This window comes from Cupriavidus sp. GW823-FHT07A04, assembly GCF_058794615.1.
Map to the genome: position 1 here is coordinate 267151 of NZ_JBXAHA010000005.1, position 17178 is coordinate 284328.

At 62.8% G+C, this 17178-nt stretch carries 16 protein-coding genes and 1 tRNA gene; 1 reads left to right on the forward strand and 16 read right to left on the reverse strand.

What is annotated here, in order from left to right; genetic code table 11:
* Positions 1-77 precede the first annotated feature (77 nt).
* From AC1Q7Q_RS11090 to AC1Q7Q_RS11155, 14 genes are all read right to left on the reverse strand, one after another.
* Positions 78-782 (reverse strand): hypothetical protein, encoded by a 705-nt coding sequence (locus AC1Q7Q_RS11090; RefSeq protein WP_492372210.1) that lies wholly within the window; start codon positions 780-782, stop codon positions 78-80.
* Between the two features lie 119 nt (positions 783-901).
* The gene (locus AC1Q7Q_RS11095) at positions 902-1072 is read right to left on the reverse strand and encodes a hypothetical protein (RefSeq protein ID WP_492372209.1); all 171 of its coding nucleotides are present in this window, start codon (positions 1070-1072) and stop codon (positions 902-904) included.
* On the reverse strand, positions 1069-1656 hold the full coding sequence (locus tag AC1Q7Q_RS11100) for a hypothetical protein (protein WP_492372208.1): 588 nt from the start codon (positions 1654-1656) through the stop codon (positions 1069-1071). Before AC1Q7Q_RS11100 ends, AC1Q7Q_RS11095 begins: the two co-directional genes overlap by 4 nt.
* A 73-nt stretch (positions 1657-1729) precedes the next feature.
* Positions 1730-2014: a PAAR domain-containing protein gene (locus AC1Q7Q_RS11105; protein WP_492372207.1), complete on the reverse strand. Its 285-nt coding sequence runs from the start codon at positions 2012-2014 to the stop codon at positions 1730-1732.
* 16 nt (positions 2015-2030) lie between these two features.
* Positions 2031-3335 carry a type VI secretion system protein TssL, long form gene (gene tssL, locus AC1Q7Q_RS11110; RefSeq protein ID WP_492372206.1) on the reverse strand — a complete coding sequence of 435 codons (1305 nt, stop codon included), beginning with the start codon at positions 3333-3335 and terminating at the stop codon, positions 2031-2033.
* Positions 3332-3805 carry an inner membrane protein YiaA gene (yiaA, locus tag AC1Q7Q_RS11115; RefSeq protein WP_458765166.1) on the reverse strand — a complete coding sequence of 158 codons (474 nt, stop codon included), beginning with the start codon at positions 3803-3805 and terminating at the stop codon, positions 3332-3334. Before yiaA ends, tssL begins: the two co-directional genes overlap by 4 nt.
* A 114-nt stretch (positions 3806-3919) precedes the next feature.
* Positions 3920-6145 (reverse strand): T6SS phospholipase effector Tle1-like catalytic domain-containing protein, encoded by a 2226-nt coding sequence (locus AC1Q7Q_RS11120; RefSeq protein ID WP_492372205.1) that lies wholly within the window; start codon positions 6143-6145, stop codon positions 3920-3922.
* Entirely contained in the window at positions 6142-6729 is a 588-nt protein-coding gene (locus AC1Q7Q_RS11125; RefSeq protein WP_492372204.1) for a DUF3304 domain-containing protein, read from the reverse strand. The genes AC1Q7Q_RS11120 and AC1Q7Q_RS11125 overlap by 4 nt, the downstream gene beginning before the upstream one ends.
* A 121-nt stretch (positions 6730-6850) precedes the next feature.
* Positions 6851-7459 (reverse strand): DUF3304 domain-containing protein, encoded by a 609-nt coding sequence (locus tag AC1Q7Q_RS11130; protein WP_492372203.1) that lies wholly within the window; start codon positions 7457-7459, stop codon positions 6851-6853.
* Positions 7456-8322 carry a DUF4123 domain-containing protein gene (locus AC1Q7Q_RS11135; RefSeq protein ID WP_492372202.1) on the reverse strand — a complete coding sequence of 289 codons (867 nt, stop codon included), beginning with the start codon at positions 8320-8322 and terminating at the stop codon, positions 7456-7458. Before AC1Q7Q_RS11135 ends, AC1Q7Q_RS11130 begins: the two co-directional genes overlap by 4 nt.
* 13 nt (positions 8323-8335) lie before the next feature.
* Complete coding sequence (locus AC1Q7Q_RS11140; RefSeq protein ID WP_492372201.1) at positions 8336-10786, reverse strand: type VI secretion system Vgr family protein; 2451 nt, start codon at positions 10784-10786, stop codon at positions 8336-8338.
* A 1433-nt stretch (positions 10787-12219) separates the two neighbouring features.
* Positions 12220-12846, reverse strand: a complete 627-nt coding sequence (locus tag AC1Q7Q_RS11145; RefSeq protein ID WP_492372200.1) for a LysE family translocator — start codon at positions 12844-12846, stop codon at positions 12220-12222.
* A gap of 184 nt (positions 12847-13030) precedes the next feature.
* Positions 13031-13106, reverse strand: a tRNA-Met gene (locus AC1Q7Q_RS11150).
* A 269-nt stretch (positions 13107-13375) separates the two neighbouring features.
* Positions 13376-13615 carry a hypothetical protein gene (locus AC1Q7Q_RS11155; RefSeq protein ID WP_150986120.1) on the reverse strand — a complete coding sequence of 80 codons (240 nt, stop codon included), beginning with the start codon at positions 13613-13615 and terminating at the stop codon, positions 13376-13378.
* 157 nt (positions 13616-13772) lie between these two features.
* On the opposite strand from AC1Q7Q_RS11155, the gene AC1Q7Q_RS11160 reads away from it, so the two are divergent.
* The gene (locus tag AC1Q7Q_RS11160; protein ID WP_492372199.1) at positions 13773-14579 is read left to right on the forward strand and encodes a 5'-3' exonuclease; all 807 of its coding nucleotides are present in this window, start codon (positions 13773-13775) and stop codon (positions 14577-14579) included.
* Between the two features lie 113 nt (positions 14580-14692).
* Here AC1Q7Q_RS11160 and AC1Q7Q_RS11165 read toward each other — a convergent pair whose 3' ends face one another.
* Positions 14693-15916: an MFS transporter gene (locus AC1Q7Q_RS11165; protein WP_492372198.1), complete on the reverse strand. Its 1224-nt coding sequence runs from the start codon at positions 15914-15916 to the stop codon at positions 14693-14695.
* Positions 15913-17079 carry a serine hydrolase domain-containing protein gene (locus AC1Q7Q_RS11170; RefSeq protein WP_492372197.1) on the reverse strand — a complete coding sequence of 389 codons (1167 nt, stop codon included), beginning with the start codon at positions 17077-17079 and terminating at the stop codon, positions 15913-15915. The genes AC1Q7Q_RS11165 and AC1Q7Q_RS11170 overlap by 4 nt, the downstream gene beginning before the upstream one ends.
* Positions 17080-17178 lie beyond the last annotated feature (99 nt).

Consider the following 17178-nt stretch of genomic DNA (forward strand, 5'->3'; position numbering starts at 1 on the left):
TGATGAGATAGGCATCGGATAGCCCTGTTTTCAAACGGTGTCTGCGGCGCGTGTCAGAAGTGACTTGTTCCCGAGAATCACAAGGTGTGGTTTCTGGGCGGAGCAAGTTCGCGCAGGCCCGCATAGGCAGTGGTCTGGTCCTGAATTCGGAGTACATGGATCATCAACAGGGCGAGCAGGCCGGCCTCGACACCGAACAGCAGCCATGGGCTGTCCAACCATGTGCTGGGAGCCGGTGGTACGCCCATCGCATCGGCCATCTCCCGTGTCAGGCACCACGTGAGAGGCCAGAGGATGGCAAAGCAGGTGGCTGCAACGACGGGTCCCCTGGACGGATACTTCCTGGCCACGACGGCAGCAGACACCATCAAGCCGAGTATCAGCAGCGAGCCGGCAGCGAACGGTCCGGAGATTGCCGGCAGCGACGGCATCAGCCATCCGAGTGCGAATGCGAGGGCCAGGCCACCGCTGACCACCAGCGATTGCCGGTGAGCCGCGCACCGGGCCGCAACACCGGTCTGTCTGTCGGGGCGTGTCGTCAGCAGGATCACGCGATTGTCGGGCGACACCCGAACAGTCACGCCCTTGGCGCGGAAATCGACCAACTGGCCTCGCGAATTGATGGCATATTGCACACGCCCGCCGTCCAGGAACCGCACGTCGTGCGAGTCAATGCCCGCGATGCTGATTTGCTCTCGCCCGAGGACTTCCCACGGCTCGGCTATCTCGATCCCGGCAAAGGTTTCCAGGTTCAGTTCGACGCGCGCGTCGGGATGGACCACGCAGGATACGCCTGGGCGTAGTTCCCGTGTAAGCGCACCGTCTGCGCGTTTGACCCATGGCGCGGCTTCCTGGCTGCGGCGCGGGCCTAGCCATCTTGCCGCTCTCGCGGTCCAGAAAGTCATAGTAGCTGCGCAGCGTCGGCGCATTGATTTGCTGGCGTTGGTGCCAGCCAGCGGTAAAGGGCCGCGAGCGCGCCGATACTGAGCAGGTTTGACGATACGCAGACCATGGAGTACAGCACAGCGTCAAGCAGCGTGATATTGCGGAATGCTTCGGTCGGGTTGCTCACCGGGAAAAGTGCAGAACAACGTACACGGGAAACGTGGTCACAGTGATTGTTGCCAGGACAGACCAAACGCGCCCGCGGCTCATGTCCCATATCTGCCTAAAGGACGCATTTCGTGCATCGATGGCCAATGCGGGCAGCATCAGGGTCAGGCGGGCGTACAAGAAGCCGCAGCCGATTGCCAGAACCGGCACGATAGCGACAACTCCCCAGGTTGGCGATCTCAAGATCCGTACTGTCAGAAATAGCATGGCGAGCATGACGAGGAAGTTGCCGATACTCTCGGCTACGGTGAGCAGGCAGAACTCGGTTGTCTTGCTTGACCAGCTTTTCGTTGTCTTCCCTAGCAACAGAAGACGATAGCCTCCCAACTGCAAGGGAACTGCAACAATCGTTTGTAGGCCGGTGAACAGGACCAGCAAATCCATGGTCGACATTCCGCCGTCTCTGAGGCGGGCAATCCAGCAGGAAACGGCGCTAAGGACTGCAACTGTCAAGCCCACGAGGCGTGGAAGTCCAGTCAAGACCTGGAATGCCGAGACGTAGGAATGCTGGATGGTTTTCAGCCAGTTGATTTTTGGGTTCATATCGCCTTGTGCAGGAACGGATTTGGAATGGGCGGCGTGATTCGGACACTGCTGGGGGCAACGTGTCGCGGCTTCACAGCTGGCCTGCCATGGCGTCTGAGCTGCCGATCAGCACGCAGCCGCATTCGGTGCGGTCGCCCTCACAGGCCACGGGACGGGTGCCACTCATCAGGCCAGAGGTTGCAGTGATGATCTTGTTGACCCCGTGCGGTCGCCCGTCCGGGTAGCGTTCGGGGCAGTCCACGAGGTCGCCAAGGCGCGCCATGGGCTGCCCGTCGAGCAGGTCGTCCTCGGCCCCGGAAATGACCACGCCGTCATGGCTGGTCTTGTCGCCCTTCTTGATAAGTGTTCCTGGCATTCCGACTGCTCCTGCGTTACTGAGTCACCACCACTTCCACGCGCCGGTTTGCCGCGCGGGCTGCAGGGGTCTTGTTGTCCGTCAGCGGTTCGGTGTCGCCCTTGCCGATGGCTTCAAGGCGCCCTTTGGCGACGCCCTTGCGGGCCAGGTACTCACTGACCACGGCGGCGCGCTCCTCGGACAGGGCCTGGTTCGATGCATAGCGCGCGCTCTTGATCGGCTGGTTGTCGCTGTGGCCGGTCACCTGCACCATGCCCTGCAGCTGCTTGATCTCGGATGCGACCTTGTCCAGCGTTGGCATCAGCGTTTTGCTGACCTCGGCTTTTCCGGCGCCGAACATAGCGTCGCCCCGGAATGTCACGGTGCTGCGGCGGTCGTCGTCCTTGACCGCGACCACGCCGCGCGCGATCTCATCCTTCAGCAACTGGGCGAGGCGCAGCGCCTTTGGTGGCGGCGGTGGCTTCATATTGCCGATCGCGACAATCTGCTGCACGAGGTCGCGCTCCCGGAGCGTCAGCTGGTACTTGTAATAGCCGGCCATGCCCGAAACAACCAGCAGGCCAAGCACCCAGGTCACCCAGATGGGGATGCCGCCCAGGTGCTGGAAGCGTCCCGGCGGTGCGGGCTGCACGTTCGGCGACAGCGCCTCGGGCACCGGGTCACGGTGCTTGTTGATTGCCTCCAGCAGGCGGCTCCGGATATGGCGCAGCTGTCGTTCGCCGTCCGCCACGCCGCGATACCGCCCCTCGAACCCCAGCGACAGGATATGGTAGTAGACCTCGATGGGGCCGATGTTCTCGGCCACCGAGTCCACCAGCCGGCCCAGGATGAGAAAGACCTTGACGCCACCCTCGCAGTCCTGGTGAAAGGTTGATGCCAAGGCGCTGCCCGGCCACGCGCCGAGCGAGGCGGCGCTGCCGCCGCCCCATTCGGTATGGGCCACGGCCTCGTCCAGCGCCGTGCACAGCGCGTAATGCACGCCGGTGGTGTGCCCGCGGTCGATGTTCAGCCGGTCGCACACAGCCTGGAAAGTGCGCAGTTCCTGCTCCAGCAGGGCGCGCAGCCGCTCCACCGTACCGCGCTCCTCCAGTATGGGCGGCATGTCGGCCAGCGCCCGCAGCAGCCGCCGGGCGGCTCCCAGCAGGGGATTGGGCGTGCCGTCAATCTCGGCGACGCGGGCCTCGATGGTCTTGCCCGCGGGCAGGGGCGTCGGGTCGGCCTCCTGCTTCTCCTGGCCTGTCACGGCCAGCTTCACGGAGGAGCCGGGCGCCTGCTGCCCCCGCTGCGGCGGGGGGGCGTCCTTGTCCAGCCACGCGGTCATGCCTCGTCCACCTGGCCGGGGGCGGCACCGTCATTGATGATGCGGACCGCATCGGCATTGATGGACGTCGGCCTTGCTGCCTGGGTGTCGCGGGTGTTCTTCTGCACGGCGATTGCGCCAAACAGGGCCAGCGCAAACGACATGGCATAAAAGCCCTTCTCGCTCAAGGCAAGCGTGGCATTGAACAGCCCGACGCACAGCAAGAGCACTGCCAGCAGCACGGACAGCCAGCTCAGCCCATAGTAAATCCCCGTGACAGGAATGCCCTCCAGCCTGTCGCGGACGGACTTCTGCACGGAGACGGCGGCGAACAGGCCATACACCAAGACGGTGAAGTAATAGCCTTTTTCATTGAGTTGCATGTCGGCATTGAACAGGCCGATCAGGAAGGCAAGAATGCCCGCCAAAAGCGCAGCCCAGGAGGCGGCCACAAAGGCGAAGGAAGGTTGTTGAGAGTTGGTGTAGTTCATATGTGTTTCCCAGGTTGAAGCGCGGGTTGACGCGCTGTTTAAAGTGCTGCTTAAAGTGCTGGTTGATGCGTTGGCCGATGCGCTGGTTGCCGTGGCAATGCGAACGGCCTTCTGCTATGCCGCGCGCCTTTGCGCGCCCCCAGTCATGCCAAGGTGCCGGATCTTCTCGTCATCCCCGACAAAGACCGTACGTGCCCATCCATATCCGCCGGGCGCGTACTCATGGAAGTGGGGCACACGGAACCAGGCGCGGCTGTCATGGATGTAGTTGTCGAACATCTCGACGGCGGCTCTCTCGCGCAAGGCAAATTCATCCACCGCCTTGGCGGCGGTGGTTGCTCTCAGGTAGGCGACCATTTCGCGGGCGGGCTCCACCAGCACGTCGTCAACGGCGTAGTACTTCCTGAGAGCCGCCGTGGATACCATTGCATCCGGCGCTACCAGCGCCACGCTGGCCGAATCCGTCATCGGGCGGTCGGCACGCGGCACGCACAGGTGCATGCCGGATTTTTCCCACGTGCCAACGATCGCGCCGCCCGGCCCGATGCCACCCTTGCGAAAGTCTTCGAACGAGAACCACCGTTCGACGGATTGCGTCTTGACATTGAGACTGGCTTGCTGATCCGGGTGTAGAAAGCCCAGCAGCAACTGAAATTCCTCAGCCGCTTCGAGCAGGTCCGTGCGGTCATTGGTCACCAGTTCGTCCGCGCCTTCGCCGGGCCGGCAATCTTCCGGCTTCTTGCCGGCCACCTCGGCAAGAATGGCCACCTCGCGCGCCAGAATGGCGGCTTCGTTGGCCGCGATCCTGGCCTTGATGTCCCCCAGCTCCTTCATGTCGGCCATGATCTGCGGGATCGCCCGCCGGGAACTGGCACGCGCCTTCAACAGCTTCATCTTGCTGTCCAGTTCGGCGTTCTCCTTCTTTAACCGTTCAATTTCGGGGTCGGTCTTCCGCCTCCTGTCGGCTTCCGTCCTTAGCGCGTGAGGGGTCTTCCTGTCTTCGCGCTTGTCCGCGCAGAACCGATAGAAAGGTTGATTGGTGAGGTAATGGCCCGTGTGGTAGCGTGCCCGCAGCGCACGCCATTGCAGGTTCTGCCGCAGCCCGAATTCCAGTGCCTGCTCCAGGCTATCCACGGCGGGCAGCTTGGCGCGCCAGTCGTTGAAGGCTTTGGCGACGGCGGGATCGATGGAGAAGTCTTGCAGATGCGAGTCGTCCATGCGATCGTCGTCGCCGTCCTTATCCAGACGTAGAGGAACGCCGGCATTCAGAGCCTCGATGTACATGTCATGCAAGGGGATCTTGCCCAGCCTGTGTCCCTCGCCCTTGGTGGACTTGCCCTGGTCGCCAGGCGCATAGCTGCCGCCCACGTCCGAATGAACACCGGGATAGGCCACTTCCAGCAGCCTGACGAAATCCGCCGGATAGCGCTTGCCTTGCCGGATCGAGTCCAGCGGAAAACTCATGCGCTGTTCGTGAATCGAGAAGAAATGCACGCAGCGCCGCACTTGCGGCGGGATGTTCAGCGCGCCACCACCGGACCAGCTGAAGTGTCCGTCAAATTTCTCGGAATCCACGGCGGCACGGGTGGAGTCCGGCGGCCCAACCGATGCCACCGTATCGAACAGCCCCATGAAATTCACCTCATAGGGAATCCTGTCGATCAGTTTCCCGTTCTTGGCCCAGCGCTTGATCAGCCTGCTGACAAAGACCCTGGCGCCCGCCGCGCCGCGCGAGAAGCCGAAGACGTTGATGTAGGCCTTCTTGATCAGGCGGTTGCGCTGGCAACTGCGGACCACGGCCTCATGAATGCTGCCGAGGTGCTTCTCTCTTTCCGCGAGCTTGAAGGAGTACAGATTTGCATCGAGCGTAGAGCAAATTTTGGCTGCGTCCCTGTCCTCAATGATTCTAGATTCCGATTCGGGCGCCATCGCAGCATGAAGCGCATTCAACACTCGCGTGTAGCCCCAAACGCAGCGCTTGGAGAATCCCGCAGCCAGCGCTTTTCCTGCGCTGCTGTAAGTCTCTTCGCCGATCTCGGGGAATGGTGTGCCCACCCCAACGATGTAGTAACTGAAGACACCGTTCTCTGGTCTATGCTTGCTGGCTCTGAACAGCCTGGCCACATTGGTGTGCGTTCCATGGTTGGAATCACGCCATTTGTTGTTGGGGTCATCGTTGTTGTTGGTGCCGTCGAAGAAAAGGTTGATGTGGATGGTCTGCTCGCAGTCGCCCAGCGGATCGACTACACGCATTTTTCCATTGTTGTAGGCTTTCTCTCCTTCGGGAAGTCGGCCCTTGTTCGTTTCCGGCATCGCACCAGGCCAGCGCAGGACGCTCATTTGAAACGCTCCTGTAGTTTCTTCGTCAATGCTTCATCGAGTACCCCTTGGGCAACAAACGGGTCGCTGTCTGCTGGCCTTTTCCGTACCGAGTTATTGCCGTTTGCGTTGCCGTCCATGACTACCACCTTGACGCGATCACCTGGCAGGAAGATGGCCCAGAATCCGTAGGTCTTCGGCCCATACTCTGGCACCGTAACAATCGCCTTCATTACTGCCGCTCCGGTTCTGTTTTCATGGTTGTAGGGAAAGCGATCCCGCTCCCACTCGATTTCGAGTTTGGTATTTGGCTGCCAGTACTTCGGAATCCCGATGCAGCACATCTCCCCAGCAGTGGCAGGCCCATCCTTATATGCCGGGCTCATGTTGGCACCCCCGCCGTTCATGCCACGTGGCCCGCTGACGCTGAAGCGATAGATGGCATCCGATGAGTAGTTCAGGCCGCTAACGCCTCCGCCATATCTCTCTTCCTTTTTGGTCGCGCTGGCGTGATTGGGCGGCTTGCCAATGGGCCGTTCCTCGGAGCAGGCAGACAGCGACAAGCATGCAGCCAACGGCAGCATCATCGCAAGCTGGCGCTTCATGCGCGCATGCGTCCATGTATTAACTCGATTCACTTTGTCTCTCCAGTCTCCGAGGTGGCAGCGCGCGCCGTCCATCCGGGTTTGGAATTTCTCCGTTGTCGTAGGCTTTCTCTCCTTACGCTCATTTGAAGCTCTCCTGTAGTTCCTTCGTCAAGGCTTCATCGAGTACCCCTTGGACGACAAATGGGTCGTCATCGGGAGGTCTGATATTGACATCGTTGTTCCCATTGGCATTGCCGTCTCCCACCATGACTTTCACGCGATCTCCTGGTAGGAAAATGGCAAAAAACCCGGATGTCTTCGGCGCATACTGAGGCACAGTCACGGTCGCTTTCATTACTACTGCGCCGGTTCTGTTTTCATGGCTGTAGGGAAAGCGATCGCGTACCCACTCGATTTCGAGTTTGGTATCGGGCTGCCAGTGCTTCGGAATCCCGATGCAGCACATTTCCCCAGCAGTGGCCGGCCCATCCTTGTATGCCGGGCCCATATTGGCCCCCCCGCCGTTCATGCCACGTGGCCCGGTGACGCTGAAGCCCTCGATGGCATCCGATGAGTAGTTCAGGCCGCTAACGCCTCCGGCATATTTCTCTTCCTTTTTGGTCGCGCTGTGCTCGCCTGCACGCCATTCCTCGGAGCAAGCGAACAGCGAAACGCACGCACCCAACAGCACCATCAATGCAAGCCGGCGCTTCACATGCCCATGCGCCCATGTATTAACTCGACTCACTTCGTCTCCCCAGTCTCTGACGTGGCAACCAGCTTCCTACGCAGGCTGTTCCACACGTAATCGGGGATGCGATCCATGCAGTCGCCGAACCCTTCGCCACTTTCGGCACGGGACTTCAGCGCACTGCATACTTCCGGATACAGATCGAATTCCAGCCCGTATTGATACGAGTGCTCGCAATAGCGCAAGCGGTCCGCGGGTTCGGTGAGGTGCCACCGCGTGACGCGCCGATAGCGCGCCAGAAAGTCCCGGAAGCGGGGCAGATAGGGGCCATCCGCTGGCACCGTGCCGTTTTCCACGAGCGTGCCCAGCAACTGATCCGGCTCGCTGTGCGCCATGAAGGCATCGACTTGCTGCTGGCCGAAGCGGATGGCAACCGGGGCAGTCTGCACCGTATGCCCGTTCATGGGGCCGTCCAGGCGCTGCCACTCCGGCTCGTGCCCGCGATATTTCCATTGCAGGATGGGGGCCATCAGCTTTTGCGTCGTGTCCTCGCCCCATAGCGTCATGGTGGTCTTGAGGTTGCGGGGATCGAAGTAGCGCAGCATGACGCCCATGCCGTCGCCAATATCGGCGATCAGGAATTGCTGCAGATGCGTGGCCAGTGCGTCAATCCCGGCGCGGCTCCAGATCAGCGAGATGCAGGGCGCGAGCAGGTCGAGTTCATCCAGCTTCGCGAGCCAAGGCTCCTCGGCGTCGGCGACATGCGCGAGAAACAGGGACGCATCGCCGGCTTTCTCCTCGGGCAGGCCGGCATAGACGTTGCGATGCGCCGACGCCTGGCGGATCAGGTCGCCAACCTGAGCGTGGTGTTGCGCACCGTCGGCAAGAACATAGATAAAGATGGGGTCGGCTTGGCTCATGGCGGTCTGGTGGTTAGCGCAGCATCAGGGCGGTGTTGCGCGCGGCGGCTCGGATCAGGCATTCGATGCACACCTGTTTCGTGTTCAGTTCCATCGGCAGGCTGTTTGGCCCGGTCAGGAGCTTGCTGGCGGCGTGAACGGTGAAACTGCCGTTGGTGCCGTGCTCGATGTTGCCGTCCAGGCGCAGGTAGCTCCCACCCCCGGCCAGCAGCAGCTTTTCCTTGGCCTGGATGCGGATCTCGTCGGCCGTGAGCGTGATCTTGAGTTTTGCCAGCAGGTTGATGTTGTTCTTCAGGGCTTGCAGGTCGATGTCTCCCATGTTGGCGACCAGTTTCATGCCGGCCTCATAGGCGAACAGGCGCAGCGCCTTGCGCACGCTGGCAAAGAAGCCGCCGCCGGTGGTCACCGACAGGTGTTCCCCGGTGGTGAGCGCGGTGTCGCCGCCGCTGGCGATATGCGTGGAACCGGCAGCGGTGGAGACGATGCCGGCGGGGCTGGCCGATACCAGGTGGGGCGCGGTGAATTCCTTGAGATCGCCTCCGCCCTTGATTTGCGCCGTTTGCGCTTCCAGCCGCTTGGCAACTTCCGGCTGCTCGCCGTCCTGGGCATGGGCTTCGGTCGCTTTCTCCCCCAGGGTGGCGGCAATGTCCTGCGCGCTTTCGAGCAACTGAACAACATCGCGTACGTTCATCGCGTTGCCTTCGGCATGCAGGCGAGAGAAGGTGGTGATGAGCATGCCGAGCGCGGCGCGCAGCGCGCCATGCGCATCGGTGCGCAGCTCGAACCCTTCGCCGCGCTTGTCCTTGCGTCCTTCGAAATCCTTCACCCGGACGTTGTGGCCGAGCGCGAGCAAGCTGCTCTGGTGGTCCGACGCCACCTGTACCTGCTGCTGGCCTTGGGTATCGTCGTAAAGCGTGTGGTTGCGGCCATAGCCGAACAGTTCCTTGCTCTGGTAGCCGGACAAGGCGAACTGGTTCGGCAAGTCCCATGGCGGCAGGTTCAGCTGGTTGTTGACGCGCCCGACGATGATCGGCCGGTCCGGGTCGCCGCCCAGGTAGTCAACAATCACTTCCTGGCCGATGCGCGGGAGGTGCGTGCTGCCGAAGCGGTTGCCCGAGGCGAAATCCGCGACGCGGACCCAGCAGGAACTGTTTTCGTCATTGTTCCCGTAGCGGTCCCAGGGAAACTCGATTCTGATGCGGCCAAAGTTGTCGCACCAGATTTCCGTATTGGCCGGGCCGACAACCCTGGCGACGTGATAGCCGCCGATCCTGGGTTTCTCCACGGTTTCAGGCCGGAAGATCTCGCTGGTCGGCTGCGCTTGGAATTCCACTTCGCAACGCCATTGCTGGCCGCTGCCGGCGAACTCACCTACGTCCTCGATCAGGAGGTACGTGGCAAAGATCAGGTACTCTCGGTTCGCCTTCGTACGCAGGAAGCGCTCGAGCGTGAAGGTGTGCCCTGGCGCCATCGCGCGCACATTGCCCTTGCCGCGCACGCGGAAGGCTTGCTGCCGGATCGCTTCCATGCGGATGCGCGCCAGCATGTCGCCCTCCTGGCGGGCATCGCTGCCGGTCGCGGGCTCGGAAAAGTCTCCCGGCCAGGAATAGAGCTGCTGAGTCGCGTGGCTGGTGTCGCGCGGGTCAGCGGCCGAAACGTTCAGGTTCGCGCGTGGGTGGTTGAAGTCGTAGTCCCCGTGCGCCCATTCTCCCGGGATGAGCCGGTCTCGGACCTCGAATTCATAGAGGTGTTCTTCGTCCACGCGGTCCGAGGAGGGATACCAGCTGATCGTTTCGTAGGCGGGGCTGGGGATATTCAGGAAGGCGCCGTTGCCGTCGGTCAGCACCATGCGATGGTGGCCCTCGGAGAATTCCCAATGGAAATTGATCCCCCATTCCGCGAGCAGGCGGCGTACGAACTGGTAGTCCGTTTCGCCGGCCTGTAGCTGATACTCGCGCTTTGGGTACGCGATGAGTGAAAGCCGGCGCTCGACTGGGAAGGTGTATTTGCTCAACACCGCTTCCACGATTTCCAGCACCGTCATGTTCTGGTATCGCTTGAAGGTGCTGGTGAGCGTGGCGAGCCACAGCCACGGGCGCAGCGTCAGGCGGTAGCGGATGCGCTCGTTTTCATGGAAGGGACCGCGCACGTCGGTGACGATGCCCGTAATTTCACGCACGCCCTTGCCAAAGCCGCCCGCCATGCCGGTGCCGGAGCCGTCCAGCTCGATGCTGATGGTCAACTCCTGGCCCTGCATGGCTTCGAGGTCGAAATCGCCCGCCGGGCCGTACAGCGCATTGCGGTCGTCGGGCGTCTTCAGGTCCAGTTCGTATTCGAACAGGGCATTGATGCCCTCGGTGCCGGACAGCCTGGAAAACACCAGCAGCGGCTGTCCCAGCAGTTCCGGCAGGCCGGCACCGGAAACGGTGACGGTACGAGAGGAAAATGGCAATCGACTACCCATGCAATCACGCTCCGAAACAATAGGATTGGTTGCTACCGTAGACACCCAATGAGTGGGTGTCTTGCGGGGCTATTGCTGCGCTACTTGCCAAAGGCGCAACGACCGAAGGGGGATAGTAAATTGGGCAACGTCGCTAGGGGAATCAGACGGGTCTTAAGAATTTGCGGAAAATTCCGAATTAGAGTTCTTGAATTCAGATTGAGGGCGGATTGAAATCACGCTGAGATAGCCCGTCGGATAAGACGGGCGTGTCGAATGCGGGTTTGCGGATTTTTTTCGTTTCATTACATTTCTCTCACAATGCGTGGGCAGAAAACAACGCCGCCGACAGCTCGCGCAGCCAAAGCGCCGGCCCGATGGGAGGTGGAGGTTGACGGCGGCGCCCCAGCGAGCGGGGAAAGCGGAGGGGAAGGAGGGAGCGCGCGGCAGCGAGGCGGCCGCAAGTGCCGAACTGAAGAAGGGGGCGTTCTGGTTCATCACCACGTATGCTTGGGGGTGATGTGGGAGAGGGTGAGACGGCTGTTTGGCGTGGCCCGGTTACGCGGGGGGTGTGTTGTGGGCGGGGCTTTATTTCTTCTGGCTGCTGTCGCGGCTGTACGGTATTGGCGTTTTAGAACGTGTGAGATGTCACTTTTCTTTACTCGTAAAGAGAAGTAACCAAAAGAAAGCGATCCTTGCAGGAGGCTGGCTTTTCGGGGTTGAGCAGCCCGGTGGATTCGTCGTCAGGCCCCGGGATTTAATGGACTCGTGCCGTTACCGGTTTAAAGGACCACGACCCAGCAAATGACGCTGGTTTCGTGGTGAGGCTGCTCGGTAGCGGCATCCCTGCTCGTTCACACATCTGCCGGCACCGGTCCGAATCGCCACGATATATCACGCCATGATGGTTTCGTGGTGGGGTGGGCGCGGTGGTGAATCTCTCAGAACTGTTCCAGCGGTGCCACCGCGCCCACGACGGAAACGGGACGCTTGCAACTTCGTGGCCGCCCGCACCGCGAGCGACAGACGGATTGAAATTCGTGGCGGTAGCTACCGTTGGGGGCCACCACGAAACCCTGGGCATTGGCAGCGTCGTGACGATCTAAACTGGTAACGGCACGAGTCCATTAAAACCCCGGGCCTGACGACGAAATCGTTGGGGTCCCCAATGACGTCGTCCAGCCTCCTGCAAGGATCGCTTTCTCTTGGTTACTTCTCTTTACGAGTAAAGAGAAGTAACATCTCACACGTTCTAAATCGGCCAACCCCGTACAGCCGCGACAGCAGCTAGAAGCATCAAAACCCCACCCACAAGAGACGTTCCCGCGTCAGCGGGCTACAAGCAACACACATCGCATACCGCCCCCGACCTACTGTTCCTGCTCCAAGCTCAACAGATTTTGCGTACGAATCAGCGGAACGGGACATCAAAACGCCGAACCCCAAGCGCTCCCCTACATCCTCGACGTAGCCAGCCGCGCGGCCAGCCCCAGGAACACCACCCCCGCAAACCAGTTCAGCACACGCTGCGCGCGTGCCGAGCGCAGCAGCAGGGCGCCGAACATGGCCGAGCAGTAGGCGATGATGGAAAAGACCAGCAGGGTGGCGATGATGAAGACCACGCCGAGCACCATGATCTGCAGCGCGATATGGCCACGGTCCGGTGCGACGAACTGCGGCAGGAACGCGAGGAAAAAGATCACCACCTTGGGGTTGGTCAGGTTCATCACTACGCCCCGCCGGTACATATGCCCCACGCCAGCCTTGTCGCCGTTGCCCTGGCTCATCGCGCCCGCCGGGGCGCGGAACGCCTGCCAGGCAAGATAGGCCAGGTATAGCGCGCCGGCGATCTTGAGCACCATGAATGCGAGCTTGGACGCGGCGAACAGCGCGGCCAGGCCAAGCGCGACCGCGGCCGTATGCACCAGCAGCCCGGTGCACAGGCCAAGCACCACGACCATGCCCGCGCGGGGCCCCCGCATGGCGGATTGCAGCAGCACGAAGACATTGTCCGGGCCCGGGGTCAGTCCAAGCACCACGGCGATGCCGAAAAATGGCAAAAGGGTTTCGAACGGGGGCATGTGCTTCACTCCTTTGCTACCGCGGCTATCGCGTTGTCGGGTTAGGCCCGCTATCGGGCGAGATCGGGCAAGAGGCATGGCCGGCGCATCCGGCGCGCCATCCGGATATTGCCAGCCAGACAGCGTTTTGTGCCGGCAATGCAAAAAGCCCGTGCGGCGTGAACCGTACGGGCTTTTCAGAATCTGGTTGCGGGGGCAGGACTTGAACCTGCGACCTTCGGGTTATGAGCCCGACGAGCTGCCAACTGCTCCACCCCGCGGGCCGAAATATACGCGGGTTGGCGCGTCATGGATAGTCCTGATTGGGATTATTTCCAGAAATGGTCTCGGCGCATTGCCAGAATCAATGCAGTTGCTGCAAGAATGAGCGCGGCATTCGCGCTTTTTCGGGCATCCGCCCGGTGGCCGATCGCGTCGTCAAGCCACGTATTCGCCGCACGCGCGGTATCAACGGACACGATTGCCCGTGAGATCGGCGGTGCACATGCACCAAATCCTGGCGCCGGCCTGGCAGCAACCACCTCCGCTTTTACCCTCCGGCGGCATCCTTCGGCGCCGGAGCCAGGCGGAACTGCGCGGACAAGTCGGCCTCGGCGCCAAGCTGGGCGTCGGTCTGCACGACGCCTTTTGCGGCGAGTTTCGTGAGTGTCCGCGCTGCCTGGATCGGGCTGACGCCCGTGGCCTTTGCGACCTGATATGCATCCATCGGGGTGCCCGTCTTTTGCAGGGCGTCGATTACTGCCTGGCGAGTGTCGTGATTGTTGTTCATTTCCGGGCGTAGGTTGAGTCTGCTCAGACTAGACGAGGTGGACCGCCGGCGCAACCCCGCATTCTTGCTGATTCCCCCGCCCGAAAAGGTTGCGCGACGGGCTTCGCACGTCAAAATAGAGGGTCTGATCGCACGCATCGCAAGAATCGCAAGAACAATGAAGCACACTCTACTGCTCATCGACGGCCTGAACATCCTGCGCCGGGTCTACGAAGCCAACCCGGCTGAGGACATTCCGGCCAAGGTCGAGGGCGCCGTGCTTTCGGCGCTGGCCTCGTTCCGCCGGGCCTTGACCGAATGCAAGCCGACACACGCGCTGGCGGCATTCGACACCGGCGGCAAGACCTGGCGCCACGCGCTGTATCCCCAGTACCGCCAGCACCGCAAGCCCATGGACCCGGAGCTGGCGGAGGTCCTGCCGGACTTCCGGCTGACGCTGACGGAAGTGCTCGGGCTGCAGACAGCCATGATCGACGGCTACGAGGCCGACGACATCATCGCCACGGCCTTTTATCGCTGGACCGCGAGCAAGGAGGGGCAGGTGATCCCGGTGAGCACGGACAAGGACGTGCTGCAGCTGATTGCCGACGGCGCCATTGTGCGCAACCACTTTGCCACCGCGAAGAACGGGGAGCCGTCCTGGTTCGATGAACGCTACGTCATGGATAAGTTCGGCGTGGGCAGTCACCAGCTGGCCGACTATCTCGCGCTGCTGGGGGATAGCACGGACGATATCCCCGGTGTCGAGAAGGTCGGGGCCAAGACCGCGGCCAAGCTCTTGCAGCGCTACGGCGACCTGGAGGGCGTGCTTGCCAACGCCGCCGAGGAGAAAGGCGTGGTCGGCAAGAACCTGGCGGAACAGGCGCATCTGGCCCGGCTCTCCCGCCAGTTGCTCTCGCTGAAGACCGATGCCCAGCTTGGCCTGACGTGGAACATGCTGCGGGTGGGCGAATCGGCTGAGTAGCGGCTGAGTAGCGGCACCTGGCGTTCCTGGTGGTGGCCATGGTCGGTGCCTTTTCTCATCGACCAGGCCAATGCGATCGTGATCAAGGCGTACCTGCCGCTGCATCCGGCGTTTTAGGTTTTAGCCGCCATGACGCTGGCGTGACCCGGCTTGCGGTCGAACAGCAGCAGCTTCAGCGCCATGCACAGCGTTGTCAAAACGGCGAACAGCCAGCCGCTCCACAACGCGCCCGTCATGCCCGCTGCGGTGATGCACCAGCCGCCCACCGCCGAGCCGGATACCACGCCCAGGTTGGCGGCCGAGATATAGAGGCTGGTCGCGAACTCCGGGGCTTCCGGCGCGGCGGATGCCAGCCACATCTGGCTGACGATCAGGCCGCTGGTATGCGCGGCGCCCCACAGCAGGCAGACCGCGATCATCGGGACAAACGAGGCATTGCCGCAGGCGTAGAGCACAAGGTAGGCACCACCCAGCACCGCCGGGTGCAGCAGCGCGGTTCGCGCCAGGCTCTTGCCCAGCAACCGGCCGGCGATCAGATTGCCCGCCACGCCGCCGATACCGAACACCACCAGCAGCGCGCTGATGGCCTCGCCGCCCATGCCGGCCTCGCTCGCGAGGTACTCGGCCGCATAGCTGTAGACCGAGAACATCGTCGCGAAGACGAACACGGTTGCGAACAGGTTGAGCCACAGCGCCGGCTTGCGCAGGATGGCCGAGGGCCGGCTGGCCGATGCGGCCTGCGCGGGTGCGGGCCGCTGCGCCGCATCCGGCAGCATGGCCAGCAGGCCGATTCCCGCCGCCGCGTTGACGGCGGCGCAGAACAGGAAGGAGGCTTCATAGGAAAAGCGCGCCGCGATCCACGCGGTGATTGGCACGCCCAGCACCAGGCCCATGCTAGTGCCCACGAAGGCCATCGCCGTGGCATGCGTGGCTCGCTCCTTCGGGTACAGCGACACGGCCGCCGCGAACGCCAGCGAGAAGAACACCGGATGCAGCAGCGCGGGGACGATGCGCAGCGCCATCAGCCCGGCAAAGTTCGGCGCCCACGCCGACAGCACGCTGCACACGGCGAACACGAACAGCGAGCCCGCCAGCACCCTGCGCCGGGCATAGCGCGACAGCCACAGCACCATGAACGGCCCGCACATGGCCACCACCAGCGCGAACAGGCCGACCAGCCAGCCTGCCCGGGCGACCGTGACGCCGTAGCGCGCGACGATAGCGGGCAGGATGCCGACCACGCCGAACTCGATGGTGTAAAGGCCAAACAGGCCGAGCGCGATAAAGAACAGGGAGCGGCCGGCATCGATGGCCTTCATGGGTGCCACATCGCTCATCGCGCCACCGCCTCTTGCCCATAGACGGCGTCGCGCAGGTCCGTCACGAAGCGGCCGGACATGCCTTCATACAGGGTGTTGGTGAACGCGGCCACGCTCAGGCCCCGGGCGCGGTCGACGAACCAAGAGTGCCCGTAAGCGCCGCCCCAGCGCCAGGTGCCGGCCGACTCCGGCGAGCCGGCCGCAGCCGGATTGTGCAGCACCGAGAAGCCCAGGCCGAAGCCGGTGCCCGGCGCATCCGGCGGACCCCATGCGCCGGTCTGGTTGCGGCCCATTTCATCGACCCAGGCCGCGGGCATCAATGGCTCGCCGCCCTGGCGCAGGGTCTCCAGCAAGCGAAGGAAATCGCTGGCGCTGCCAACCATGCCGGCGCCGCCGGAGGGGAAGGCACTGGTGTCCAATGCGCGCGCCGGCGCGTAGTGGATGCCGGCCGTGCCGTCGACGACGGGGACCACATCGTGCGCGCGCATGCGGCGCGGCACTGGCGTGTCGTTGACGTAGGCGGTGGCTAGCCGCTCGGCATCGGCCGCGGCAAAGCCGGTGTCGCCCATGCCCAGCGGACCCGTGACCAGCGCGTGCACCGCGTCGGCCAGCGGCGCGTCGCAAACGCGTTCGATCACGGCGCCAAGCACGTCCGTGGCCAGCGAATAGCCCCAGGCGGTGCCCGGCTTATAGAGCAAGGGCACGCTGGCGATGCGGCGCAGGTTCTCCGCAAGCGTGATGCCCGGCTGGTCCATGCCGTCCGACACGCCAGCGCGGGCATAGGGCCCGTGCTCGTCGGCTTCGAAGAAGCGGTAGCCCAGCCCGGCGGTATGGGTCATCAGCTGCCGCACGGTGAGGATGGCGGGGCTGCTGTCGGCCAGCCGCGGCGTGAAATCCGGCAGCCAGCGCGTCACGGCCTCGTCGAGCCCCAGGCGGCCCTGCGCCACCAGCACCATCGCTGCGCTCGACACGATGGGCTTGGATACCGACGCCAGGCGGAACAGCGTATCGGTGCGCATGGGCCGGCCGGCCTCACGGTCGGCCAGGCCCGCGGCGCGGCGGTGGATGACTTCGCCGTGGCGGGCAACCAGCACGACGGCGCCGACCAGGCGGTGGGCGGCAAGGGCTTGTTCAATCGCCGCGTCAACGCGGGCGGACAGGGGGGACAGGGGTGACAACATGCGTGTTTTCCTTCGTCGCAAGACAGGGATGGGATCAAGCAAACGATAAGAAACATTTGACTCGGGAAAAAGTAGGCTAGAGTTCCTGGTTATCCGGAC